The organism is Exiguobacterium acetylicum DSM 20416 (assembly GCF_000702605.1).
Classification (GTDB): Bacteria; Bacillota; Bacilli; order Exiguobacteriales; family Exiguobacteriaceae; genus Exiguobacterium_A; species Exiguobacterium_A acetylicum.
Map to the genome: position 1 here is coordinate 1 of NZ_JNIR01000001.1, position 22,059 is coordinate 22,059.

Below are 22,059 nucleotides of genomic sequence, written 5' to 3' on the forward strand. Positions count from 1 at the left end.
GGTTCGTGACTTCGCGGATCAGTGCGCTCGTCGGAAACGAAGCGTTCTACATGTTACAAGAAGGACTCGGAACACCAGAAGAGATCGATAAAGCGATCAAACTCGGCTTAAACTATCCGATGGGACCATTCGAACTCGGGGACTTGGTCGGACTCGATACTCGACTCCATAACTTAAAGTATCTGCATGAGAAGCTCGGCGAAAAATACCGTCCGGCACCACTACTCGAACAGTATGTCAAAGCGGGTCGACTCGGTCGTAAAACAGGTCGTGGCGTCTATGACTATACGAATCGTGAGGTGACATCATGAGACGTGTCGCTATCATCGATGCCGTTCGGACACCGATCGGTCGCTATAACGGCGCGTTGCGTCAGGTTCGTCCAGATGACTTAGGAGCACGTGTCATCGAAGCATTGCTTGAACGTAATCCACAAGTCGATCCGAAGACGATCGAGGAAGTCATTTTCGGCAATGCGAATCAGGCGGGAGAAGACAATCGTAACGTCGCCCGGATGTCTGGACTACTAGCTGGTCTACCGGTCGAAGTCACCGGTACGACGATCAATCGCTTATGTGGATCAGGACTCGATGCTGTCATCGCGGCAGCGCGGGGAATTGCCTTAGGTGAAGGCGATATCTATATCGCTGGTGGAACGGAAAGCATGACGCGTGCACCATTCGTTCTCGCGAAGCCGGATCAAGCCAACCCACGTGGCAATCAGACGATGTACGATACGACGATTGGTTGGCGTTTCGTCAATGATCGTTTAGCAGATCAATACGGAACGGATTCGATGCCGGAAACAGCTGAGAACGTCGCCCGTCAGTACGGCATCTCGCGCGAAGCACAGGATGACTTTGCGTTTGAGAGCCAGCAACGCGCAAAACAAGCGATCGAGGCAAATCGCTTTACTGAGGAACTAGTTGCGGTCACGCAGACGGACCGGAAAGGTAACGTCAGCGTCTTCGACCGCGATGAACATCCCCGTCCTGAGACGACGCGTGAGAAACTGTCGACGCTTCGTCCGTTATTCCCGAACGGTACCGTGACAGCGGGAAATTGCATCTGGCGTCAACGACGGTGCGTCGCGCTGTTATTGATGAGTGAAGAAAAAGCGAAGGCACTCGGTTTGACACCTCTCGGGTATTATCGAGCGAGTGCGACAGCAGGGGTCGAACCTGCCGATCATGGGCATTGGACCGATCGACGCGACAAAAAAAGTCCTCCGGCGGGCAGGGTTGACGGTCGAACAGCTCGATCAGATCGAGTTAAACGAAGCCTTTGCGGCTCAAAGTCTTGCTTGTATCGAAGTACTTGGTCTACCGACAGAAAAAGTCAACGTCAATGGCGGAGCGATCGCCTTCGGTCATCCACTCGTGCAAGTGGTGCTCGGATTTTGACGACATTATTGCATGAGATGCGCCGGACGAACCGGACGTATGGTCTTGCGACGATGTGTGTCGAGTCGGACAAGGGATTGCCCTCGTCGTCGATCGGGAGGGACTCATATGATTCACTTAGAACGAGAAGGCTATTATCGCGATCGTCCGGATTTGATCGCCCGGAACGCTTAAACTGTTCTCCGATTACCCGACGCTTGTCGCCTTGCAGGAACAAGTCGATGCGTTGTCGGTCGACTCGGAAGCCGCGGGTCGTCCTGTTCACCGGAACCGGTAAAGCTTTCCAGTGCAGGCCGCCGATTTAAAAGAACGCGTGCAGTTTAATGAAGAAGAAGGTCCGACGTAATGTCCTTGCGATTCGCAACGTCTTCACGTCGATCGCACAATTACCCCAACCGACCAATCGCTGCCGTCAATGGGCACGCGCTCGGTGGTGGCTTTGAATGGATCCTTGCCTGTGATTTCCGCTTTCTCGTCGAGGATGCCCTCGTCGGGTTGACGGAGACTAGCTTCGGAATCATTCCTGGGGCTGGCGGAACACAACGCTTGCCGCGATTGATTGGGGAGACACGGGCGAAGGAATTGATCTTCACAGCGAAAAAAATCGATGCGATGACGGCAGAACGTTACGGACTCGCGACCGCTGTCGTCGCCCGGGAAGCGTTGATGACGACGTGTCTTGAGTTTGCCCATCAAATGTACAAAACGGTCCATCGCCTTGCGTCAAGCGAAGCGAGCGATTGATCAAGGGCGGGATGTCTCGCTCGAACGAGGAACTACAGCTCGAAACGGAAGCCTATGAAGTCGTCATCCCGACCGCAGATCGTCAGGAAGCGCTACAAGCCTTCGCTGAAAAACGGGCACCACGCTTTGAAGGAAGATGAGGATGGTCGACGTTTGAAATTAACCGTATACTAACGATTACACACTATGAACGACTGAAGAGAGAGTGAATACCATGAGTGCGAACACCCAATCAATGATTTTTACGATTTTACGGCGATTATATCCGGCATTACGGCAATCACATCTGGGTCGGGAGTTTAATTCGACTCGTCAAAGAGTTCGGACATAACGAACAAGCCGTTCGGGTCGCGGTATCCCGAGTGGTTAAACAAGGCTGGCTCGTCTCTGAGAAGCAAGGAAGTAAAAGTTTCTATTCGTTGACGCCACGTGGAGTGAAGCGAATGGAGGAAGCCGCGCGCCGGATCTATAAATCAACACCGCACGACTGGGACGGGAAGTGGCGGACGCTGATGTACACGATTCCCGAGGATAAGCGACAAATTCGCGACGAGCTTCGTAAAGAACTGACGTGGAGTGGGTTTGGCAACTTATCGAACGGGGTCTGGATTTCACCGAACCCGCTTGAAAAAGAGGCGGAACGATTGATTGAAGCATACGAAATCGAAGAGTATGTCGATTTCTTTGTCGGTGAATACCATGGTCCAAAACAGGACCAATCCCTCGTCGAGCGTGCGTTTCCGCTAGAGGAATTGCAGGAACGTTACGAGACGTTCATCACGGATTATAGCCGGCAATACATCGTCCATCAGAGTCAGCTCCAACTCGGAGAAATGACGGATGAACAGTGTTTCGTCGAACGGACGATGCTCGTGCATGAGTACCGGAAGTTCCTTTTCACGGATCCGGGATTACCGCAGGAACTGTTACCAGATGCTTGGAGCGGACACCATGCGGCGCTCTTGTTCGAACAGTATTACCGATTGCTCGCACAGCCAGCGAGTCGGTTCTTCGAATCAAATCTTTGAAGAGACGCACGATGTGTCACAACGCAGTGCTTCGTACGACGCAGCGGAACACCCGCTGTTTGCGGAGCGATAAGAACAATACATGAAAGAGCGGGACGGATCAGTTGATCCGCCCCGCATTCGTGTCATTCAGATGTATTCTGTTCAGCTGATTCTGCGAGGATGTTTCGGAAGGCATATCCTTTATCGACGTAAGAATCAATCGACTCCTGAATCATCGCGAGATCTGCTTCTGTTAGTTCACGCACGACTTTACCGGGTGAGCCGATGATCAGCGAACGCGGGTGGGAAAACTTTTCCCGACGGAATCAACGTATTCGCCCCGATGATGCATTCTTCACCGATGTCTGCGTGATCAAGAACGGTTGCACCCATTCCGACGATCGAACGACGTCCGATTTTGCAACCGTGTAAAATCGCGTTATGTCCGACCGTCACTTCATCTTCAATGACGACGGGTGCCCCTTCATAGAGATGAATCGTCGCGTTGTCCTGGATACTGCATCGTTTCCCAATCGTAATCGGTCCTTCGTCACCGCGTAAGACAGCGTTGAACCAGACGGTAGACTCGGAACCGATCGTCACGTCTCCGATCAGATAAGCACCAGGAGCGATGAATACATCGGAGGCGACGTTCGGATGAATCGATTGATACGGAATTTTCATAACAGAATGACCTCGTTTCTATAATAAGATGAATTACTATTCATTCCATATCAGTATAGCATGTGCGTGAAGGCGAGAACGGAGGGAAGACATGTTTCCGATTTGTGAGATCTTTAAAATTCGGTATCCTTTGATCCAAGGAGGAATGGGTAACATTAGTCATGCGGCACTCACGGCAGCGGTGTCGAATGCCGGAGGACTCGGAACGCTCGGGTGCGGGACATTGTCGGTCGATGAAGTGGCGTCGCGGATCCACGAGACACGAATGCTGACGGATCAACCATTTGCCTTGAATATCGCGATTCGGGTGTCTCCCTATACGGAAGCACTGATTGATCTCGCGATTGCAGAAAAGGTCCCGGTCGTCTCCTTGTCGGCCGGAAACCCGGCTCCGTACATAGAGCGACTTCAAGCTGCCGGCATCAAAACTATCGCCGTCGTCGCCTCGGTCAAACAGGCGTTAAAGGCAGAACAGGCAGGTGCTGATGTACTCGTAGCGGAGGGAGTTGAAGCGGCAGGCATCAATTCGCCGCTCGAGTTAACGACGCTGACCTTGATTCCGCAGCTCGTCGACCGGGTCAACCTTCCCGTCCTTGCAGCGGGTGGAATCGGTGACGGTCGTGGACTGGCAGCTGTTCTGTTACTTGGTGCGGCTGGCGCCCAACTCGGAACACGGTTGATCGCGACGGAAGAGGCGAAGGTTCATTCGGCATACAAGGCGCACTTAATGGAGGCGACCGATACCGATACACGCATCATCGGACGTTCCGTCGGATTCGTCCGACGTGTCCTTGATGGTCCTTACGTCGAACGACTCACAGCAGAGACACCTGCTGCTTTTCTCGATCAGACGAATGAGTCGTATCATATCAGAGGTGCTCTTGAGGGCGATGAGGAGAAAGGGTATGTCAACGCTGGACTGGTTGCGGGATTGATTCATGACGTGCCGACTGTTGCGGAGTTGTTTACGCGCATGATGACGGAAGCAGAGGAACAGCTGAAACAAACGACGACTCGTTTTACGACATGAGCATATAGTGAGGGACCCGTGATTCCACTTGTGGACAGCGGGTTTTTTCATGTTTTTTTGAAAATGGGACATTTGTCCTTTTCAAGTAGGGCACGAGTAAGGTCTACTCTAGTGTAGAGATTAAAGGAGGAGATGACGTGCAAGGAGTCGTGTTTGCTTTGATGAGCGGTCTGTTCATCGCCCTGCAAGGCATATTCAATGCGCGCCTTGCGACAGGCGTCGGACCGTGGTTGTCCGTATTGATCGTCCACTTTGTGGGTTTGATGGGTTGTTTAGTCATTTACAGTTTCGTACGAGACCGGAAAATCGGTGGCTTCCGTCAGTTACCGTGGATTTATGCGAGCGGTGGTTTGATTGGCGTGCTAGTCGTCGTAACGGAACTCACAGCAATCCAAAAACTCGGGATGACATGGGCGATGTGTCTATTACTCGTCGCACAGATTCTATGTGCCTTTCTGATTGATTTAAAAGGATGGTTCGGTGTCTTAAAAAAACAAGGAAATCGTGGTCAGTGGGTTGGTGTGGGTCTCATGCTTGCGGGAGTTGCGATTTTCTCACTTGTCTAAAGGGGGGAATGAACATGGAAACCGTCATTCAACAGTATGGACTGGATACGATTTTGACGGAAGAGACGCGCGCTTGGTTGCGTCAAGAAACCTTCCAAAAAGGAGAACTCCTCTGTACGACAGGGGCATCGATTGACCGGATGTACTTCATCGTCGCAGGCAAGGTCAAGATTTCTGCTGCCTCGTCAGAAGGGAAACAACGGATTCTGCGATTCAAGACACCTCTGACGGTGATTGGTGACGCCGAATTCATCAATGAACGGGAAGTGTTGAATACGGTCGAAGCGGTGACCGACGTCGAGGTGTTGAGCGTGCCATATGCGATTTTACGCGAGCACAATACGACGAACGTCTTTCTGCAATTCCTATTACGGACGATCACAGCAAAATGGTATGCCGACTCGAAATCAGCATCGCACCATGTGTTGTATACCGTCGAGGAGCGATTTGCGGGATATTTGTTGTCGATCGCTTCTGAAGCCAGTGACAGTTTATTTTATCAGGAGATGCGGACGTCGAACTTACATGACGTCGCTGACTGGCTTGGAACGAGTTATCGTCATCTCAACCGTATCATCACGAAATTATGTGAAGAAGAGATTCTCGTTCGACGACGCGGGAAAATCATCATCGTCGATCTGGAGCGGATTCGCGAGAAGGCGAACGGTAACAGCTATGAGTAAGGAGGAACGAACATGGTAATGGGCATCGTGTGTGCCGTGTTGGCAGGGATGTTGATCAGTTTACAGACGGTACTGAATGCTCGGATGAGTGACGCGTTCGGTGCATGGGCGACAACGACGCTGGTCTTCTTCGTCGGTTTCGTCGGAGCAAGTGTCACCTATGTCCTGTTTCGTGGTGGAACGATTGGGCAAATCCAAAACGTATCGCCGCTCTATTGGTTCGGCGGACTCGTCGGTGTTGGTGTCGTCTTTTGTGTCATGCGTGGAATTCAGTTGCTTGGTCCATCCGTCGCGATTTCTGTCGTTCTGATTTCGCAGTTAAGCTTTGCTCTCGCTGTCGATACGTTCGGTTGGTTCGGTTTACCACAAATTGATTTATCGTTCGGTCAGCTCATCGGTCTCGCCGTCATGGTATGCGGGATCTTTGTCTTGAAGCGGTATCAAGTCGTAGCACCAGAAGAGAAGGCGAAGGATCAGGTAGAACGTGTTTCATAATAATCGAATGCAGAATGAGGACAGTGGAATTTCAATCCACTGTCTTTTTTGACTAGTCTTCTACTTGAATAATACGTTTTCTGAAATAGAGTGAGAAAACAAGGATAAGAAGACCACTGTACAACATGATCGTCGTGATCGAAACGTGAAACGACAGTAAAAACGAGAGGAGCGCGTAAGATAATGGAACGAGACCGTTTGACGCTGCGTTGACGACACTCATGACACGTCCCATCGTCTGTTCCGCACACTGAGACTGGATGAACGTAATGAAGCGAATATTGATGATCGAAGAAAGGACACCAAGTGATAAAAGGATGATCAGGTACAACAACATCTGCTGGGCTTGGCTAAGCAGGAAGAGAAGCAGACCTAAGGCACCAATCAATCGGACCGATGAGGTAAGCTTAATTTCTTTCATCTGCGCAAAACCACTCCAGAGCGCCCCTCCGAGCATTCCCATTTGATAAGCCCCTTGCATATAACTTAAATCCATCGCACTTCCCTGAAGCACATCATGAACGAGTAGTGGAATTCCGAGTAAGAGTGGTCCAAAGAAAAAGAAATTGACACAGATGATAAGAAAAAGTGTCTGCTTGAGTTGCTGAAAGTGAAAGACGTAATGCAGCCCTTCTTTTAGTTCGAAGAGCGCTGAATGCTGAAGCGATCGCTTGATCTTAGATTCACGAATACCATACGTGAAAAGAAGTGTCAGACAGAGTGTCCCGAAAATCACAAGAAAGACGTACGAGTAAGAGGAATAGCTGAGGATGACTCCACCAAGAATCGGACCTGAAAAAAGGGCGATTTGATTAGATGTCTGAATCAGTGAATTGGCTTTAGTGAGCTGTTCTTTCGGAACGAGTGTAGGCAGTAAGGAAGCATTCGCCGGCGAAAAAAATGCATCCACACTACCAAACAGCAAGGCGAATCCTAAAATCGTCAGCAACGTAAGCTGATCGGCATGAAGTAAAACGAGAAGACAAAGAATGAAACTGATCCGTAGACCGCTCGAGATACGCATGATCGTTGAACGTTTATAGCGATCGGATAAGACGCCACCGAATAACATGAGAAAAATACGGGGTAACAAGGTAGCCATGAGGACGAATCCAAGATAGGATGCTTGGTTTAACGTATGGATGACATACCATTGTTCAACAAACAGATACATCGATAACGAAAGGGCAGAGCACATACCGGACCCCCATAAAAATAAAAAGGATCGATTTTTAAACAGCGAGTGTTGCATATCCATTTCAACAGGTAGCATGGGGCACCTCCGATTTAAACCTCGTCATTCTCAAACAGTGGTTCATCAATTGCTAAAGCAGTCGTCATGATGTAAAAGTGCTTTTGATCTTTTTCGTCAGGTGGAGACTGTGTGAACTCGTCTAATAAAGCACGATATTTTGTAGCAAACCGTTGAAAGTCGGCTTCAGACATCGTTAGTTCCTTTTGAAGCGATAAGCTCATCCAGTCCTCGACGTTCGAAGATACGGGAGCAAAAGCAGCTGTCGGAGCCGTAAGGACGCGTGTCTTTGCCCGGTCGAGTACCTCAAGATACGACTGCCGAGTCGCCTCTTTTGTCTCGACGAAGTTCAGAAGGTGATCAGCAGGAATGTATCCTCGGGCAATCGCTTGGTAATATTTCAACAAGTTGCCACCCTGTTCTTCTGTCCGGACGAGGCGAATTAAGTCATGCTTTTCAAGTTCCCGTACATGATAAAGGACCTTCGCGCGGGATAACGTCAGCAAGTGGGCTAACTGATGCACCGTATGCGGTTTTTCGACGAGAAACATAAGAATTTTTGTTCGTAATGGATCACTGATCACCTTCAATTGTTCATAGCTGCTCAGTATATGAATCGCTTTTTGTTCCATCCAATCATCTCCTTTTTAACTGGTTAATTTTTGTTAACCGTAAAACAAAAGGCTTCATTTGTAAACGATTACAAATTTATGCAAGGGTGACGCAAAGGACAAAGCAGTTGGTTTACATACAAAAAACTGACTCCAATGACATCTCGGTCATCCTCCACTTTCTACTGGAAAGTAGGGGAAGAACGAGATGCTTGAAATCAGTCTCAGCTACTGTGTATGGTTCGAGGTGATTAGACCGTCGTCGTATCTTTCCATTCTTGCTCGATGAAGGCATCGCGACCAGAAGCAGCACGATCTTTTTTATAGTGTTCTGGATTTTTCTTATGGAAGTCTTGATGGTACTCTTCCGCCGGATAAAACTCAGAAGCGGCATCGATCCGCGTCACGATCGGTTGTTTGAAACGATTGCTTGCAGCAAGAGCGTCACGAGAAGCGATCGCTGCTTCATGCTGAGCATCCGTATGATAGAAGATTGCTGGTGCGTACTGCGTGCCGCGATCTTGGAACTGACCGTCTGCATCCGTCGGATCCGTTTGTGGCCAGTAGAGTTCGAGCAGACGCTCGTACGGGAACAGACTCGGATCAAACGTGATTTGAACGACTTCGAGATGTCCTGTCGTTCCTGTTTTAACTTGCTCGTATGTCGGGTGATCGACGTGTCCACCCATGTAACCTGATACGATTCCCTCGATTCCTGGTAATTCTTCAAACGGTGTCACCATACACCAAAAACATCCACCTGCAAATGTTGCTTTTTCCATCCGTATCTTCCTCTCCGTGGGAAATTCCCATTGTATGTCTGACAGCGAGAAAAACGAAAACGACTCCTTCGCTTGGTTGCAAAAGGAGTCGCCGCTTTTTATCAACCAAAGCTTTCGCTTTGCTGGTCGTAGCACCTTGCTATGCGCAGGTTGCTGGGACGTCATCGATCCAGATCTCTCGGTCCACTCTTGATAAGGGTATATGAAGTTGATGTCATTCGTTATCATTGTTGTGATGATACCATTCACAAAGAAAAAAAGTCAATCCTTAGGTTTCAAGGCACGTAAAACGGTCGCTCCGAGTGTTTTCGCACCAACCAACAACGCCTGTTCGTTGATCTCGTACTGCGGATGATGTTGCGGATGATTGACGCGACCGTCCGTATATCCGGAGCCGGTGAAGAAATAACTACCCGGTACGTGCGTTAAGTAATGTGCGAAGTCATCCGCCGCCATCATCGGTGTGAGTGACCGGACAGATGCTTCCGGTAAGAAAGAAGCGGCTTCCTGAACGAGTTTTGTCTCGTCCGGATGATTCCAAAGCGCCGGGTAACCCGTCGTGAAGTCAATCGAATAGGTGGCACCGATGCCGGCACACGTTGTTTTGGCGATAAGGTCGACTTCTTGTCGGAGCTGATGTCGTAGTGTCTCGTTGAACGTCCGAATCTCCCCGACGATGCGTGCTTCACCTGTGACGATGTTCGGAGCCGTTCCCGCATGGAAGGACCCGATCGCAAGGACAGCGGGTTCGAACGGATCGACCCGTCGACTGACAAGGTGTTGGAGGTTACAGACCAGTTGTGCACCGGCGACAAGCGCATCTTTTGTTTTGTGCGGTGCCTGGGCATGCCCGCCTTGACCGTGAACGATGATTTCGAATTCATCGATCGCGCATAATGTATGTCCTTCTCGAAAACCGATCGTACCGACCGGTAAATCATTTTCGAGATGTGTCGCGAAGATCGCATCGACGCCTTCGAGGACACCGGCTTCAATCATTTGGATCGCGCCACCGGGAAAGACCTCTTCACCATGCTGGTGGATGATTCGAATCGTTCCTTGCAATTGATCCCGTAATGGATAGAGTGTAGCAGCAAGGGCCATCACCATCGCCGTATGCCCATCGTGTCCACATGCATGCATGACACCAGGGTGAATCGACCGGAAAGCGAGTGTCGTCTCTTCTTGAAGCGGTAAGGCATCAAAATCTGCACGAACAGCAATCGTCGGACCAGGTTGTTTGCCTTCGATCGTCGCGACGACACCACGACCTCCGACGGCTGTTTCGTGAGGGATGCCCTGCTCCGCATAAAAGTTTGCAATCCGTTCTTGTGTGCGGACTTCCTGGAAAGAGAGTTCCGGATGTCGATGAAAATCACGACGTAACGCGATCATCGTGGGTTCGAATTGTTCAAGTGCTTCAAAAAGTTGAGTTTGCATCTTCAGGCTCCTTTGACGTGTGTCTTTTCGTGAAAATGGGTACAGATACAGGTAATCACGAAAGGGGATAATGAAACATGGGAGAAATCGTCGTCAACGCTGTACTTACAATCAAAGCAGGACTTGCGGATCAAGTCTTCCCGATTCTACAAACGGTCTATCATGCCTCACAAAAAGAAGAAGGATGCTTACGTTATTCCTTACATCAATCGATCGAGGATGAGCATCAATTCATGCTGTATGAAGTGTATCGTGATGAAGAGGCACTTGAAGCGCATATCGCATCCGATCACTATAAAGCCTACCGTGAACAGATCGAGTTATACTTGATGGATCGACAAGTAACGAAATACGTCGAGATGACATTTTAACGTATTGCGATAAGAAGAGACGAACCCGTCGATTTCGACGGATTCGTCTTTTTTGTCTTACATCGATTTAAATCCGAGGAAATGCTCTTGCCAACGCGGTTCGTAAATCGAGTTGATTTGAAGTTGTGAACCGCCTGCATGGATGAAGTGTTCGCTATCGAGCATGATTCCGATATGCGATGGACCATCTGTATAAGTGTTCTGGAAGAAGACGATATCCGAGCGTTTACCGCTTGCAATACTCGTCCGGCGATTCGTAAAGAAAGCACCGTACCAGTAGCCACGAACGTTCGTCCGACCACCGTATTTTCCAGCCTTGTTCGTCGCGTAGTGAATCAAACCGGAACAGTCAAAACCACCGTTCACGGCATCTTGCGAACCCCATGTGTATGGTGTGCCGATATGTTGGACTGCTGCTTGGATCAGCTTTTCACCACGCGTATTATTCTTTTTAACGACCCGTTTATCGGACGTGATCGTCACAGCGGATACAGGAAGATAAACAGGTGTCCAGCCTGACTGGATGACATAGAAGTTTCCGACTCGATGACGCGGATAAACCCGTTTGCCTTGTTCAACGAGTCCGCTGCCTTTTGGACTTGTCGGACTCGCAAAGAACGACGTCGTCTGTTTGACCGTATAGATTTTCGCCCGGTCGATCGCTTTTTGTGTCAGTCCCATATCGGGTTTGCTCGTGCTGATATAAGGGTTGAGGACGTAACCGGTTTGACCATTTGCCAGGCGAACTTGCCAAAAGTCATCATCAATTGATTTTAGACCAATTAATTTCGTCCCTTTCTTCAAATAGGCAGCTGGGCGACTGTAAGCAACGTCGGCAGAGAAGAGTGGCGTCTGGTCCAGATGGACATAAAATGTCGTGCCTTTTTTTGCTTTTGCCGTCGGCTTGTTCAGTCCGATACGACTCGAATCGACGAAACCAAAGGTGTTTTTATATTTGACGCGTGTATAATAACCGCTTTTTCCGTAAATCGAAATCGAGGTCCCTTTTTTTAATGTACCGATTTTTTTACCCGATAGTTTTGCCTGCGAACGAATGACGACATCATCTTCCGTCACGTAGCGTTGACCAGTGACGTCATACAGATCCGGCTTTTTCGTGACGAGATCCGTCGTCTTGACGTAACCGTAGACCGATCCTTTTTTCAAGCGTGTGTAACTGCCTCTTGTTCCGTAAATCGTTAGCTTATCAGCTCGTTTGACGGAATACATGATTTTGCTCTTCGTCGACGCAGATGTGTAGACGGACAAGTTGCGTTTCGCGTATCGTGTCCCGGTTGATGCATAGACTTTTCCAGTACCGAGATCAGCTGTCTTGACGTAAGCATGAACTCCACGGAAGATGATCCGGCTATAGGCACCGCTTGTGCCATACACCGTCAGCAGCGTATTCGTTTGATGTTGCTTTAAGACAGGACTTGAAGATTTGGCATCCGAATAGATCGGTGTAGCACGCTGAACATAGAGGCGTGCAGTCTTCGGATAGTATTTCAATGTACCAAGATGTGCCGTCAGCACATAGGCATACTCGTCGTTTCGTTTGATTCGTGTAAATGAACCCTCGATGCCGTACGTTTGAAGCGAAGTATTCACAGGAAGCGATTGTACGACTTTTCCTTTCGTAGTCGCAGTAGCATAGACCGTCGTCTGCTGTTGGACGTAACGTAGCCCTGTTTCCGGATGGTTCACGATCTGCGCATCTGCTAAATCAGCCGTCAATATGAAGGCATAACCCGTTTTAGTCGCCACGCGTGTAAAAGTACCCGTCGTACCGAACGTTTCAAACGCTTGATTTTGAACGACGACTGTCTTCGTGCTTGTCGTCTTCGGTTCAACGAAAAGGGAAGTCGCTCGTTTGGCATAACGCAGACCCGTTTCCGGGTAATTTTCGACCTGCGCATCAGCTAAATCAGTTGTCAATACGAAGGCGTAACCCGTTTTAGTGGCCACGCGTGTGAAAGTCCCCGTCGTACCGAACGTTTCGAATGCTTGATTTTGAGTGACAGCTGACTTCGCGCTCGTCGTCTTCGGTTCAACGAAAAGAGAAGTCGTTCGTTTGGCATAACGCTTTCCAACTAATTTCGGAAGTTGCTCGAGTTGTGCCGTCGGTACGTAGACGTATTGTTCGTTCCATTTCAGACGCGTGAACGTGTCGAAAGTGCCGTATGTATCGATTCGCTGATAGGCAGGAAGTGGCGTCACGACGGTGGGATCAAATGGTGAAGCAACTAATGAGAGTGGACTTTTCGACATCAGCGTAGCTTGTTTTTGAAAGACAGGTGCTGTTTGCGTTAACGCGTTTGTTGCGACATACGCAGTACCTTCTTGCCAACTGACACGAGTGAAGTCACCGTCCGTGCCGAGTGTCTTCAATGTCGTTCCTGCTGGTAGTTGTTGAATGATCGTTGTGGAATCAGCCGTTTGTAGCAACGCAGCATCCTCGTTCAAATAAGCTATCCCGGTCGTCTCGGTGACTGTTTGTGTTTCTACCGTCGGTTGAGCAGGTGGCGATTCAGCGAAAGCGGGTGCGGGTAAAACCGAGCTCAACATCAACGTTGCGGCAAGTCCAGCAACATGAGCAGTCCATTTTTTCATCAAGAGGTTCACTCCAATTCTTAAAATTTGTCATTATGGATAGTGTAGCATGCGCTTGTTTAAAAATTGATAAAAATCAAAAAAATAGGAGATTGCCCATAAAAAAACGGTATGCCTCAGCACACCGTTTGAAGTCATATGTTAGTTATCTTCTTCGTGATCCACTTGCCATTCCCAGTCAAGCATGCCGTAAATCAAGGAATCGCGCCAGTGGTCTTCGAGATAGACCGTCTCGCGAAGCTGTCCTTCCTTCGTCATGCCGACTTTTTGGAGGACTCGCTCAGAAGCGACGTTCCGCGGATCACACGTCGCTGTGATTCGGTGCAATTCTAGTTTTTCGAAACCGAATTGGAGAAGGAAAGAGGCAATCGACGTCGCATATCCATTCCCCCATTCATCGGGTGAGAGGACGTATCCGATTTCGGCGATTTTATTTTCAACGTCTGTGATGACGAGTTCACCGGCACCGATGACGACGTCGCTTGGAAACGTCACAGCAAAAACATACCGACGTCTTGGTGTCTCGAGTTCACTTTCGAGTGCATCGTGCAGGAATTGTTTCGTATCCGTCTCGGAATTCGGACCCCATGACTGGAATTGACTGACGATGGGTTGTGATGCATAGGCGTGAACGGCTTCTACATCTTCTGGTGTAAAACGACGAATCCGAAGTTGATCATTGATTTTATAACGCATGCAGCATCCTCCTCTTTCAGATGAAGTCACTTTGATTCTATTTGACAGATGGGGAACGGATTCCTGTTTGACATAGGAAAAAGGGCGTGCTAGGGTGGTTGTATCGAATGGAATAGGGAGTATCCTCTAGGGTTCCGTACGGCTGGACCGAGGGAGGAACATGGACGTTTGTCCATGCAACGGAGGGATAAAAGCCCGGGAGTAAAGCGAATCGTCTCGCTTACTCCCGGGCTTTTTCATTTGAATTTACCTATCAGGAGGCAATTACTATGGCAAAGTATTGGATTGGCATCATCGTCGCAGCGTGTTTTGAAGTCGGCTGGGTCATTGGATTAAAACATGCGGCAACACCACTTGAGTGGGCTGCAACGATCGTCTGTATCATCGTTAGCTTTACCGTGCTAATTAAAGCGAGTAACCATTTACCAGTCGGAACGGTCTATGCTGTCTTCGTCGGTCTCGGAACAGCAGGAACGGTCGTGACGGATATCGTGTTATTCGATCAAGCCGCTTCCGTGATGAAATTAGCATTGATTGCTGTCTTACTCGTCGGCGTCATCGGTCTGAAGTTAGTCAGTGGAGAGGAGAAATCAGCATGAGTTGGATTTATTTAATCATTGCCGGAATCTTTGAGATGTTTGGTGTCGTCTTAATCAATACGTTCAATCAAAATAAGAATGCGAAGAATCTACTGTTGATGGGAACAGGATTCGGACTCAGTTTCCTATTCTTAACGCTTGCAATGAATGGTTTACCGATGGGAACGGCGTATGCGGTATGGACGGGAATCGGAGCAGCGGGCGGTGCGATTCTCAGCATGGTGCTCTATAACGAATCAAAAGACTGGAAACGTCTGGTCTGCATAGGACTCGTCTTAAGTGCGACAATCGGTTTGAAACTTGTCGGCGAATGATCGTTTCATGTCAAACAGATGACGTTTTAATAGAACGCATTTTTTTTGGCATATTTTAACGCAAAAGAGGAAATACTCCTTATAGAAGTCACGCATGACAAATCGTGTTAATAAGGGGAGAACATCCATGAAAACGAAACAATATATCGGAACGTTCTATTCAGAGGAAGAATTGATCTCAAAAATGGACGAATTACACATTCAAGGACATCGGGAGGAAGACTTTTACGTCATCGTCAAGGAAAAGTCGAACATCGCACTCGTCCGTAGTCAGATGGATGCAGAGATCGCGACGACGAAACCGTCTTGGATTGATCGGATTCGTGGGAACAAAGGTCGTGATCAAGAAGTCGATGATCTGTTCGGATCACTTGATCTATCAGATAATGAGATCGAACAACGAAAAACGGAAGTCGAAGGTGGGGGATTCGTTCTTCTGCTTGAAGTCCAAGATATTCAGTTCGATCCACATTTAAATACAGACAATACACATCCTGATGTAAAGGTCCGTTATGGTAGTGGTGAAGAGACGCATACGTCATCAGATGTGAATTCCAACGCACAGCTCGGCTCAGGTAATCCGCTTGATATTGATAAAGATTCGAAAGAAGAACATGCAGAGATTGATCTGCATCGTGCCGGTACCGATAAGATGCCACAAGATGAGCAGGCAATCGATCATTCGAAAAAGCTCGACGGGAACCGGGAACCGGATATCGCGATGCGTCGGGATGACGATTTCCGACGTCCGGAAACAGAACGCGAGGAAAAAGAACATGATGCAACGCAAGACGGTGAAGAACATCGTCAATCGAAACATCAATCAGATGACATCGCCAAGCAAGACCATGGAAATAATTTAGACCGCTAAAATAATAGACTGGAATCACGTTTTAGGGGCACCATCAAAGAAGGTACTTTTCGGATCAAATCCGAAAAGTACCTTCTTTTTGTATAGAGATTAAACGAGAATCGTCTCGTCTTATTTATGATCCGGATTTGATCCTGTACGCACGTTAGCGTTCAATTGATCAATCGCTTGGATATCAACGTCTGACAGGCTGAAGTCAAAGACATCGAGATTTTCGCGAATGCGGCTTGGCGTAACGGATTTCGGAATCGCAACGATGTCGTGTTGCAGGTGCCAACGGAGAACGACTTGAGCTGAAGTTTTTTGATGACGATTGGCGATATCGACAATAACCGGATGCGTCAACGCGTCGCGTCCTTTCATCAACGGACTCCATGCTTCAACGACGATACCGTGCTTGCGGCAAAAGTCTCGGATTGCTTCCTGACTCAGAAACGGATGAAGTTCGATCTGATTGACAGCAGGGACAATCGATCCTTCGGCTAAAATTCGTTCCAAGTGAGGAATATGGAAGTTCGAGACACCGATGGCACGCGTCTTTCCTTCTGCATAGAGATGTTCGAGTGCCCGCCATGTCTCGACATAACGATCTTCTTTTGGCATCGGCCAATGAATCAGATACAAGTCAACATAATCGACACCAAGCTTTTGCAGACTCGTCTCGAAAGCGGCAAGTGTCTCTTCGTAGCCGTGATCGGAATTCCAGACTTTCGTCGTCAGAAAAATCTCTTCACGAGGAATGCCCGAATCACGCAGAGCGCGACCGACGCCTTCTTCGTTCTCGTAGATCATTGCCGTATCGATTGAACGATACCCGGCACGGAGTGCTTCACTGACAGCCTCGTATACTTCTTCTTCCGGTACTTTAAAGACACCATATCCGAGTTGGGGCATGCTGATGCCATTGTTTAACGTGATCTGTTGCATCGATTCATCGACTCCTTTTTAGTGAATTCTTCTCTTTTCTAGTGTACGCGCTCCTTCTCTAAAAATCGAATGATTGCCGAATCGAGTTCTTTTGCGTATACTGGGCGATAACAAATATTAGGAGGCGATTTCGTGATTCGACAAGCCGTTTTGCAATACATACATGAGGAACATGCGCTCGATCAACTCGAGCAAATCATAGGTAACCGATCAGCAGTCCTGATTCATGGACGTCAAGCCTATGAAGCAGCAGCATTTGCTTTACCTGATGTCCCGCGCTTTTTATTTGAAGGTCATTGTACAGATCGACAGGTGGAAGCCTTGAAACTGTCATGCGCTCCATACGATGTGATTCTCGCTCTCGGAGGAGGAAGTGTCATCGATACGGCAAAACAGGTCGCGTTTCAATTGCAACTTCCGGTTATCGTCATTCCGACAATCGTCTCGAACTGTGCTCCTTGGACGCCGCTCAGTGTTATGTATAACGAAGAGGGACAGTACATCCGATTTGATACGTTCCCCGTCGTGATTGAAGCTCTTTTACTCGATCATCGGATTATCGCCGCCAGTCCGTATGATTATTTCGTAGCGGGACTCGTCGATACGCTAGCGAAGTGGTATGAAGCACGTGCCTTAAGCGGATCATCGGCTGAAGATCCCGTCATTGAGATGGCACTTCGGACAGCTGAACGTTGTAAGGATCTCATCCTGTCGACGAATGTGACGGAAATGCGCTTTCGTAAGTATCCAGTTGAAATTCAATATCTCGTCGAAACCGTCATTCCGTTAGCTGGAAGTATCGGCGGTTTTGGTGACGCGGCGACGCGCGGTGCAATCGGACACGCAGTGCATAACGCGTTATCTCCTCATCCAGAAACGCATACGTTTTTACACGGGAGTAAGGTCGGGTATGGACTACTCGTTCAGGAGAAGTTACTCGGACATGATGATTATGAAGAGTTGCGTGACTATCTTCTTGCACAAGAGCAGCCGACGACGCTCGCAGACTTCGCATTATCGCTCGATGTCGTCGAAACACTTGCTTTACGGACATCGAAAGAGGAACTGTGTCGTCTGTTGCGTCCGATCGTGTCAGTGGAACAACTCGTCGATGCTATCATACGGAACGAGACGGTTTCCGTTTCGACGACTTAAAATAAAAATACGCACATGTGCCGAATCAGACGGTCCATGTGCGTATTTTTATTGTGCTTTTGCAAAGCGAGCATAAGGAGCAGGACGACCAAGCAAGTATCCCTGACCGAGATCAAAGCCGAGTTCGCGGCAAAGATCGAGTTCTTCTTGCCGTTCGATGCCTTCCGCTAAGATTTGAATCCCCATTTCACGCGTCAGATGACGGGCTTTGCGTAAAAAGGCTTCTTTTTCTGTATTCGTGTCACAATGATCGATGAACGAACGGTCAATTTTAATATAGTCTGGTTGAAGCAAGGACAGCATATCAAGCGTCGAGAAACCAGCACCGACATCATCCAGTGCTACTTGGATGCCTTGTTTTTTATACTGTTCAAAGACGTGTTTCAAATGATTGACGTCTTCGATTTTTTCCGTCTCGACGACTTCGAAAACAAGTCGGCTTGGATCAACTTGATAACGGTCGACGATTTCAAACGTATGACGCAGGCAATACTCCGGATTATAGATCGTCGAAGGGAGAAAGTTGATGAACGTTTTTGTTGTGCCACCGATATGATGCGTCGCACGGATGGCTTCTTCACGCGCCCGCTGATCAAGACGGGAATGAAGTCCCATCTTCGAGGCCGTCGAAAACAAGACACCAGGCGAGATAGGCGTGTTATCATCTGCTGCTCGCAATAAGGCTTCGTTCGCGACGAGCACGTTGCGCTGGATATCATAAATCGGTTGTAGATGGCTCGTCATGACCCCATGCTGGATGAAATCGATCGCTGACCGATGCTTCAGTTGTTCTAGAAGTGCTGAAGCTAGGATGGGTGCTGTCACGTAACGTGATTGTGTGGCGCGACACGAGACCGGATAATCCGCTACACGTAAGAGTGATGTCAATAACTGTTCGAGCTGTTCGAACGATTGATAGGAATAGATTTCTGGCGTTGGTGATTGAATATGGAGTGCTCCCGCTTCAACAAAACGGATTGATGTCGTACATTCGGCGCAAGGATGCCACATAAAGGGATGTCCACCTCTCAATACATCGAAAAAAGATGTATTTATTAAATTGGTTAAATTCTTTACCCTAAGAGAAAAAGAAATTAAACCTATTCTTCATAATCATTGACCTCATACAAAAAAAGAGAAGGGACGACGGACACATTTCCGTACGTTCTCTTCTCTATCGGTTACATTCTTTTATTGTGAAGTGTAAACAAACCAGAAAGCGAGATGCAAGATAGCGGCTATTGGAACGAGCCATTGGAACTTCGCTTTCCGTGTCTTGTGCCGAACTGTGTACATACCAATCCAAGAACCGAGCGCACCACCGAGGAAAGCAATCGTCAATAGTGTCGCTTCGGGTGTTCGGTAAGCATGTTGCCGCGCCCGACGTTTATCCTGCCACATCGAGACAAATCCGATGAGTGTCAGGAGGAGGTAATACCCTAAGATGATCCTCATGAAAAATGACTCCTTTTCTAACGTTCGGCGCCACCACCGCCGGAACTTCCGCCACCACCGCGACTGCCACCATTTCCACCGCCACCACGCATGATCGCGGAGAAGATGTTCAAAATTGCAAAGAAGAACATACCACCGGTGAACTTCATATCGAGGAACAATAAGATCAGTAATCCAGCACCGATCAGAATCTTCGTCCAAAGTGGAAGTCCGTCGTCATTTTGTGTTTTCGGAGGATCCTGTGATTCAAGTGACTGATCCTTTGAAATGACACTGACGACCGCTTTATACGTTTCGGACGCTGCTTTTCCATACTCACCGTTTTCCTTGTAAGGAACCGCATATTGATCGAGGATACGTCCGGCTGTGATGTCTGTCAGAATCCCTTCAAGTTTATAACCGACCTCGATCCGGAATTGGTGATCCTTTTCATTCGGAGCGACGACGACAAGAACACCATTGTCTTTTCCTTCTTGACTGATGCCTTGGCGCCGAAACGTTTCATTGGCGTAAGAGCTTAAATCCTGTCCCTTTAGATCGGGAACCGTCTTGAGGACGACTTGTGCCGTCGTATATTGTTCGAGTTCTTGACCGAGTTGCGCGAGTTCGGCTTCTTCCGAAGGGGTGAGCAGCTGAGCATCATCCTGAATGAAGAACGTTGCTCCCGTTCGTTCTGAAACGGCACTAGATGTCGGAACGAAGAGGAAGAAGACGAGGAACGCGCTCAATAGAAGTCGCGTCCACCGCCGAATCATTTCGAATCACTGTTAAAGTCGACAGTCGGATTTTCTCGGTCGCTGTCTGAAATCTCGTAATATGGTTTTTTCTCGAATCCGAAGGCGGATGCGTAGAGTGCCGTTGGGAAGCTCCGACGTTTTTTGTTATAAAGCGTCACGGCATCGTTGTAATCCTTGCGAGCGATCCCAAGACGATTTTCTGTTCCTTCCAGCGTGTCCATCAAGGATTGGAATCGTTCGCTTGATTTTAGTTCTGGATAAGTCGTCTGCAAGGCAATCAATCCGCGAAGCGAAGACGTGACTTGTTGGTCGGCTTCAATCCGCTGCTCGGTTGACGCAGCGCGCGCAAGACCAGCTTGAGCTTCAGCGACTTTTCCGTAGACTTTTTCTTCTTGACCTGCGACACCTTTGACGGTTTCGACGAGGTTCGGAATTAAATCCGCACGACGCTTGATCTGGTTATCGACTTGCGACCATTTATTCGATACATCTTCTTCTACATTGACGAGGCTGTTGTATTGTCCGATTGCTAAAAAGGCAATCACGACGACGACAACGACTCCGATGATTAATGGGAGTTTTGATCGACTCCGACTTCTGCGTGCCATATGGCGTTCACTCCTTTAAGTATGTCTCATCCCTATATACCCTTAACCGAGTGAATTAGTTTCAAAAAAATAAAAAACCGTCAGCTAAAATAGCTAACGGTTAGGACTTACATGTAGACGATGACAGCTAATACGGCTGCCAAGACGAGACGATAGATCGCGAACGGAATGAGTTTGATCTTGTTGATCAGCTTCAGGAAGAAGCGAATCGATAAGAGGGCAAACACGAACGACGCAACGAAACCGACGGCATAGAAACCGAAGTCGCCTGGATTAATATTATCCCAGTTCTTGACGAGTGAGAGGAAACTAGCACCGAACATGATCGGTACGGCCATGATGAACGTAAAGTCAGCTGCCGTCCGGTGATTCATCCCGAGGAAGACCCCTCCGGAAATCGTTGAACCGGAGCGGGAGAAGCCAGGCCAAAGTGAAATACATTGGAACAGACCGACGAGTGCTGCTTGGCGATATGTAATCTGATCAAGCGATGTTGTTTTCGGTTCCTTTGGTCCGAGTTTATCGGCTGCGATCATTAAGAGGGCACCGACAGCAAGACCGATGATGACCGTTTCAATCGAGAAGAGGTTCTCATCGATGAAGTCTTCGAATAACAACCCGAGAACCGCAGCTGGTAGAAGACCGATCAAGACGTGACGTAGCTTTAACTTGTGTGTCCCTGATGCGTCGTGTTCTCCTTCGATTTTATATAAACCGATCAGGCTAAAGAGGCGTTTCCAAAAGACGACAATGACCGCAAGAATCGATCCGAGCTGGATGACGATCTTAAAGGTGTTTGCGGAATATTTACCGAGAAATTCCGTTGTTTGTAACCACATGTCATCAACGATGATCATATGACCTGTGGAAGAGACTGGTGCAAATTCCGTCATCCCTTCGACGAAACCGAGCAAGAGCGCTTTTAAAAGTTCAATGATTGTCATGGTAATCTCCTTCTATATGATGTGCTATGTAAAAACATATCATGTTTTATTCTTGTGAGATAGAACTAA

At 48.4% G+C, this 22,059-nt stretch carries 25 protein-coding genes, 2 pseudogenes and 1 riboswitch; of the genes and pseudogenes, 14 read left to right on the top strand and 13 right to left on the bottom strand.

Annotated elements, in window-relative coordinates:
- The 5 genes and pseudogenes from P401_RS0100005 to paaX form a co-directional block, all read left to right on the top strand.
- Window positions 1-311 (top strand): 3-hydroxyacyl-CoA dehydrogenase family protein (locus tag P401_RS0100005; protein WP_029340696.1); only part of this gene is annotated, 311 nt, incomplete at its 5' end.
- The gene (locus tag P401_RS19210; RefSeq protein ID WP_459560447.1) at window positions 308-1,708 is read left to right on the top strand and encodes an acetyl-CoA C-acyltransferase; all 1,401 of its coding nucleotides are present in this window, start codon (window positions 308-310) and stop codon (window positions 1,706-1,708) included. The genes P401_RS0100005 and P401_RS19210, both read left to right, overlap by 4 nt.
- A 40-nt stretch (window positions 1,709-1,748) precedes the next feature.
- Window positions 1,749-2,147, top strand: a complete 399-nt coding sequence (locus tag P401_RS18735; RefSeq protein WP_236627053.1) for an enoyl-CoA hydratase-related protein — start codon at window positions 1,749-1,751, stop codon at window positions 2,145-2,147.
- A gap of 11 nt (window positions 2,148-2,158) precedes the next feature.
- Window positions 2,159-2,287, top strand: coding sequence for a hypothetical protein (locus P401_RS19035; RefSeq protein ID WP_268871231.1), 129 nt, complete (start codon window positions 2,159-2,161; stop codon window positions 2,285-2,287).
- A 74-nt stretch (window positions 2,288-2,361) separates the two neighbouring features.
- Window positions 2,362-3,248: pseudogene (paaX, locus tag P401_RS17385) on the top strand (phenylacetic acid degradation operon negative regulatory protein PaaX).
- A 52-nt stretch (window positions 3,249-3,300) separates the two neighbouring features.
- On the opposite strand, the pseudogene P401_RS17390 reads toward paaX, so the two are convergent.
- Window positions 3,301-3,841, bottom strand: a pseudogene (locus tag P401_RS17390) (gamma carbonic anhydrase family protein).
- Between the two features lie 91 nt (window positions 3,842-3,932).
- On the opposite strand from P401_RS17390, the gene P401_RS0100030 reads away from it, so the two are divergent.
- The 4 genes from P401_RS0100030 (at window position 3,933) to P401_RS0100045 (ending at window position 6,615) form a co-directional block, all read left to right on the top strand.
- Complete coding sequence (locus P401_RS0100030) at window positions 3,933-4,871, top strand: NAD(P)H-dependent flavin oxidoreductase (protein WP_029340697.1); 939 nt, start codon at window positions 3,933-3,935, stop codon at window positions 4,869-4,871.
- A gap of 137 nt (window positions 4,872-5,008) precedes the next feature.
- The gene (locus P401_RS0100035; protein WP_029340698.1) at window positions 5,009-5,437 is read left to right on the top strand and encodes a DMT family transporter; all 429 of its coding nucleotides are present in this window, start codon (window positions 5,009-5,011) and stop codon (window positions 5,435-5,437) included.
- A 14-nt stretch (window positions 5,438-5,451) separates the two neighbouring features.
- On the top strand, window positions 5,452-6,120 hold the full coding sequence (locus P401_RS0100040; RefSeq protein ID WP_051656209.1) for a Crp/Fnr family transcriptional regulator: 669 nt from the start codon (window positions 5,452-5,454) through the stop codon (window positions 6,118-6,120).
- A gap of 12 nt (window positions 6,121-6,132) precedes the next feature.
- Entirely contained in the window at window positions 6,133-6,615 is a 483-nt protein-coding gene (locus P401_RS0100045; RefSeq protein WP_029340700.1) for a DMT family transporter, read from the top strand.
- A gap of 52 nt (window positions 6,616-6,667) precedes the next feature.
- Here the strand turns inward: P401_RS0100045 and P401_RS0100050 are convergent, their stop codons facing one another.
- From P401_RS0100050 to P401_RS0100065, 4 genes are all read right to left on the bottom strand, one after another.
- Window positions 6,668-7,888 carry an MFS transporter gene (locus P401_RS0100050; RefSeq protein WP_029340701.1) on the bottom strand — a complete coding sequence of 407 codons (1,221 nt, stop codon included), beginning with the start codon at window positions 7,886-7,888 and terminating at the stop codon, window positions 6,668-6,670.
- Window positions 7,889-7,902: 14 nt separating this feature from the next.
- Window positions 7,903-8,499 carry a winged helix-turn-helix domain-containing protein gene (locus P401_RS0100055; RefSeq protein ID WP_029340702.1) on the bottom strand — a complete coding sequence of 199 codons (597 nt, stop codon included), beginning with the start codon at window positions 8,497-8,499 and terminating at the stop codon, window positions 7,903-7,905.
- Window positions 8,500-8,729: 230 nt separating this feature from the next.
- Window positions 8,730-9,260, bottom strand: coding sequence for a peptide-methionine (S)-S-oxide reductase MsrA (gene msrA / locus P401_RS0100060; RefSeq protein WP_029340703.1), 531 nt, complete (start codon window positions 9,258-9,260; stop codon window positions 8,730-8,732).
- A gap of 95 nt (window positions 9,261-9,355) precedes the next feature.
- Window positions 9,356-9,459, bottom strand: a riboswitch (SAM riboswitch).
- Between the two features lie 62 nt (window positions 9,460-9,521).
- On the bottom strand, window positions 9,522-10,700 hold the full coding sequence (locus P401_RS0100065; RefSeq protein ID WP_029340704.1) for a M20 metallopeptidase family protein: 1,179 nt from the start codon (window positions 10,698-10,700) through the stop codon (window positions 9,522-9,524).
- A gap of 77 nt (window positions 10,701-10,777) precedes the next feature.
- On the opposite strand from P401_RS0100065, the gene P401_RS0100070 reads away from it, so the two are divergent.
- On the top strand, window positions 10,778-11,071 hold the full coding sequence (locus tag P401_RS0100070) for a putative quinol monooxygenase (RefSeq protein ID WP_029340705.1): 294 nt from the start codon (window positions 10,778-10,780) through the stop codon (window positions 11,069-11,071).
- Between the two features lie 57 nt (window positions 11,072-11,128).
- Here P401_RS0100070 and P401_RS0100075 read toward each other — a convergent pair whose 3' ends face one another.
- The gene (locus P401_RS0100075) at window positions 11,129-13,684 is read right to left on the bottom strand and encodes a C40 family peptidase (RefSeq protein WP_231925685.1); all 2,556 of its coding nucleotides are present in this window, start codon (window positions 13,682-13,684) and stop codon (window positions 11,129-11,131) included.
- Window positions 13,685-13,825: 141 nt separating this feature from the next.
- Window positions 13,826-14,380: a GNAT family N-acetyltransferase gene (locus tag P401_RS0100080; protein WP_029340707.1), complete on the bottom strand. Its 555-nt coding sequence runs from the start codon at window positions 14,378-14,380 to the stop codon at window positions 13,826-13,828.
- 269 nt (window positions 14,381-14,649) lie between these two features.
- On the opposite strand from P401_RS0100080, the gene P401_RS0100085 reads away from it, so the two are divergent.
- The 3 genes from P401_RS0100085 (at window position 14,650) to P401_RS0100095 (ending at window position 16,164) form a co-directional block, all read left to right on the top strand.
- The gene (locus tag P401_RS0100085) at window positions 14,650-14,979 is read left to right on the top strand and encodes a DMT family transporter (RefSeq protein WP_029340708.1); all 330 of its coding nucleotides are present in this window, start codon (window positions 14,650-14,652) and stop codon (window positions 14,977-14,979) included.
- Window positions 14,976-15,293 (top strand): DMT family transporter, encoded by a 318-nt coding sequence (locus P401_RS0100090; protein WP_023467016.1) that lies wholly within the window; start codon window positions 14,976-14,978, stop codon window positions 15,291-15,293. Before P401_RS0100085 ends, P401_RS0100090 begins: the two co-directional genes overlap by 4 nt.
- 127 nt (window positions 15,294-15,420) lie before the next feature.
- Entirely contained in the window at window positions 15,421-16,164 is a 744-nt protein-coding gene (locus tag P401_RS0100095; RefSeq protein ID WP_029340709.1) for a general stress protein, read from the top strand.
- 111 nt (window positions 16,165-16,275) lie between these two features.
- On the opposite strand, the gene P401_RS0100100 is transcribed toward P401_RS0100095, so the two are convergent.
- Window positions 16,276-17,091, bottom strand: a complete 816-nt coding sequence (locus tag P401_RS0100100; protein WP_029340710.1) for an aldo/keto reductase — start codon at window positions 17,089-17,091, stop codon at window positions 16,276-16,278.
- A 132-nt stretch (window positions 17,092-17,223) separates the two neighbouring features.
- On the opposite strand from P401_RS0100100, the gene P401_RS0100105 reads away from it, so the two are divergent.
- Window positions 17,224-18,246: an iron-containing alcohol dehydrogenase family protein gene (locus P401_RS0100105; RefSeq protein WP_029340711.1), complete on the top strand. Its 1,023-nt coding sequence runs from the start codon at window positions 17,224-17,226 to the stop codon at window positions 18,244-18,246.
- Between the two features lie 48 nt (window positions 18,247-18,294).
- Here P401_RS0100105 and P401_RS0100110 read toward each other — a convergent pair whose 3' ends face one another.
- The 5 genes from P401_RS0100110 to P401_RS0100130 form a co-directional block, all read right to left on the bottom strand.
- A complete protein-coding gene (locus P401_RS0100110) occupies window positions 18,295-19,257 on the bottom strand; it encodes an EAL domain-containing protein (protein WP_029340712.1) in 963 nt (320 codons plus the stop codon).
- Between the two features lie 180 nt (window positions 19,258-19,437).
- Window positions 19,438-19,701 (bottom strand): DUF1294 domain-containing protein, encoded by a 264-nt coding sequence (locus P401_RS0100115; protein ID WP_051656210.1) that lies wholly within the window; start codon window positions 19,699-19,701, stop codon window positions 19,438-19,440.
- 17 nt (window positions 19,702-19,718) lie between these two features.
- A complete protein-coding gene (locus P401_RS0100120) occupies window positions 19,719-20,456 on the bottom strand; it encodes a TPM domain-containing protein (RefSeq protein WP_029340714.1) in 738 nt (245 codons plus the stop codon).
- Window positions 20,453-21,046, bottom strand: a complete 594-nt coding sequence (locus P401_RS0100125; protein ID WP_029340715.1) for a LemA family protein — start codon at window positions 21,044-21,046, stop codon at window positions 20,453-20,455. Before P401_RS0100125 ends, P401_RS0100120 begins: the two co-directional genes overlap by 4 nt.
- Window positions 21,047-21,153: 107 nt before the next feature.
- A complete protein-coding gene (locus tag P401_RS0100130) occupies window positions 21,154-21,990 on the bottom strand; it encodes an undecaprenyl-diphosphate phosphatase (protein WP_029340716.1) in 837 nt (278 codons plus the stop codon).
- Window positions 21,991-22,059: the final 69 nt, after the last annotated feature.

Excerpts from the sequence above, each read along its gene's own strand:
- P401_RS19210 (WP_459560447.1), top strand. The coding sequence starts at position 308 with ATGAGACGTGTCGCTATCATCGATGCCGTTCGGACACCGATCGGTCGC.
- P401_RS18735 (WP_236627053.1), top strand. The coding sequence starts at position 1,749 with ATGTCCTTGCGATTCGCAACGTCTTCACGTCGATCGCACAATTACCCC.
- P401_RS19035 (WP_268871231.1), top strand. The coding sequence starts at position 2,159 with ATGTCTCGCTCGAACGAGGAACTACAGCTCGAAACGGAAGCCTATGAA.
- P401_RS0100030 (WP_029340697.1), top strand. The coding sequence starts at position 3,933 with ATGTTTCCGATTTGTGAGATCTTTAAAATTCGGTATCCTTTGATCCAA.
- P401_RS0100040 (WP_051656209.1), top strand. The coding sequence starts at position 5,452 with ATGGAAACCGTCATTCAACAGTATGGACTGGATACGATTTTGACGGAA.
- P401_RS0100045 (WP_029340700.1), top strand. The coding sequence starts at position 6,133 with ATGGTAATGGGCATCGTGTGTGCCGTGTTGGCAGGGATGTTGATCAGT.
- P401_RS0100050 (WP_029340701.1), bottom strand. The coding sequence starts at position 7,888 with ATGCTACCTGTTGAAATGGATATGCAACACTCGCTGTTTAAAAATCGA.
- P401_RS0100055 (WP_029340702.1), bottom strand. The coding sequence starts at position 8,499 with ATGGAACAAAAAGCGATTCATATACTGAGCAGCTATGAACAATTGAAG.
- msrA (WP_029340703.1), bottom strand. The coding sequence starts at position 9,260 with ATGGAAAAAGCAACATTTGCAGGTGGATGTTTTTGGTGTATGGTGACA.
- P401_RS0100065 (WP_029340704.1), bottom strand. The coding sequence starts at position 10,700 with ATGCAAACTCAACTTTTTGAAGCACTTGAACAATTCGAACCCACGATG.
- P401_RS0100070 (WP_029340705.1), top strand. The coding sequence starts at position 10,778 with ATGGGAGAAATCGTCGTCAACGCTGTACTTACAATCAAAGCAGGACTT.
- P401_RS0100075 (WP_231925685.1), bottom strand. The coding sequence starts at position 13,684 with ATGAAAAAATGGACTGCTCATGTTGCTGGACTTGCCGCAACGTTGATG.
- P401_RS0100080 (WP_029340707.1), bottom strand. The coding sequence starts at position 14,380 with ATGCGTTATAAAATCAATGATCAACTTCGGATTCGTCGTTTTACACCA.
- P401_RS0100085 (WP_029340708.1), top strand. The coding sequence starts at position 14,650 with ATGGCAAAGTATTGGATTGGCATCATCGTCGCAGCGTGTTTTGAAGTC.
- P401_RS0100090 (WP_023467016.1), top strand. The coding sequence starts at position 14,976 with ATGAGTTGGATTTATTTAATCATTGCCGGAATCTTTGAGATGTTTGGT.
- P401_RS0100095 (WP_029340709.1), top strand. The coding sequence starts at position 15,421 with ATGAAAACGAAACAATATATCGGAACGTTCTATTCAGAGGAAGAATTG.
- P401_RS0100100 (WP_029340710.1), bottom strand. The coding sequence starts at position 17,091 with ATGCAACAGATCACGTTAAACAATGGCATCAGCATGCCCCAACTCGGA.
- P401_RS0100110 (WP_029340712.1), bottom strand. The coding sequence starts at position 19,257 with ATGTGGCATCCTTGCGCCGAATGTACGACATCAATCCGTTTTGTTGAA.
- P401_RS0100115 (WP_051656210.1), bottom strand. The coding sequence starts at position 19,701 with ATGAGGATCATCTTAGGGTATTACCTCCTCCTGACACTCATCGGATTT.
- P401_RS0100120 (WP_029340714.1), bottom strand. The coding sequence starts at position 20,456 with ATGATTCGGCGGTGGACGCGACTTCTATTGAGCGCGTTCCTCGTCTTC.
- P401_RS0100125 (WP_029340715.1), bottom strand. The coding sequence starts at position 21,046 with ATGGCACGCAGAAGTCGGAGTCGATCAAAACTCCCATTAATCATCGGA.
- P401_RS0100130 (WP_029340716.1), bottom strand. The coding sequence starts at position 21,990 with ATGACAATCATTGAACTTTTAAAAGCGCTCTTGCTCGGTTTCGTCGAA.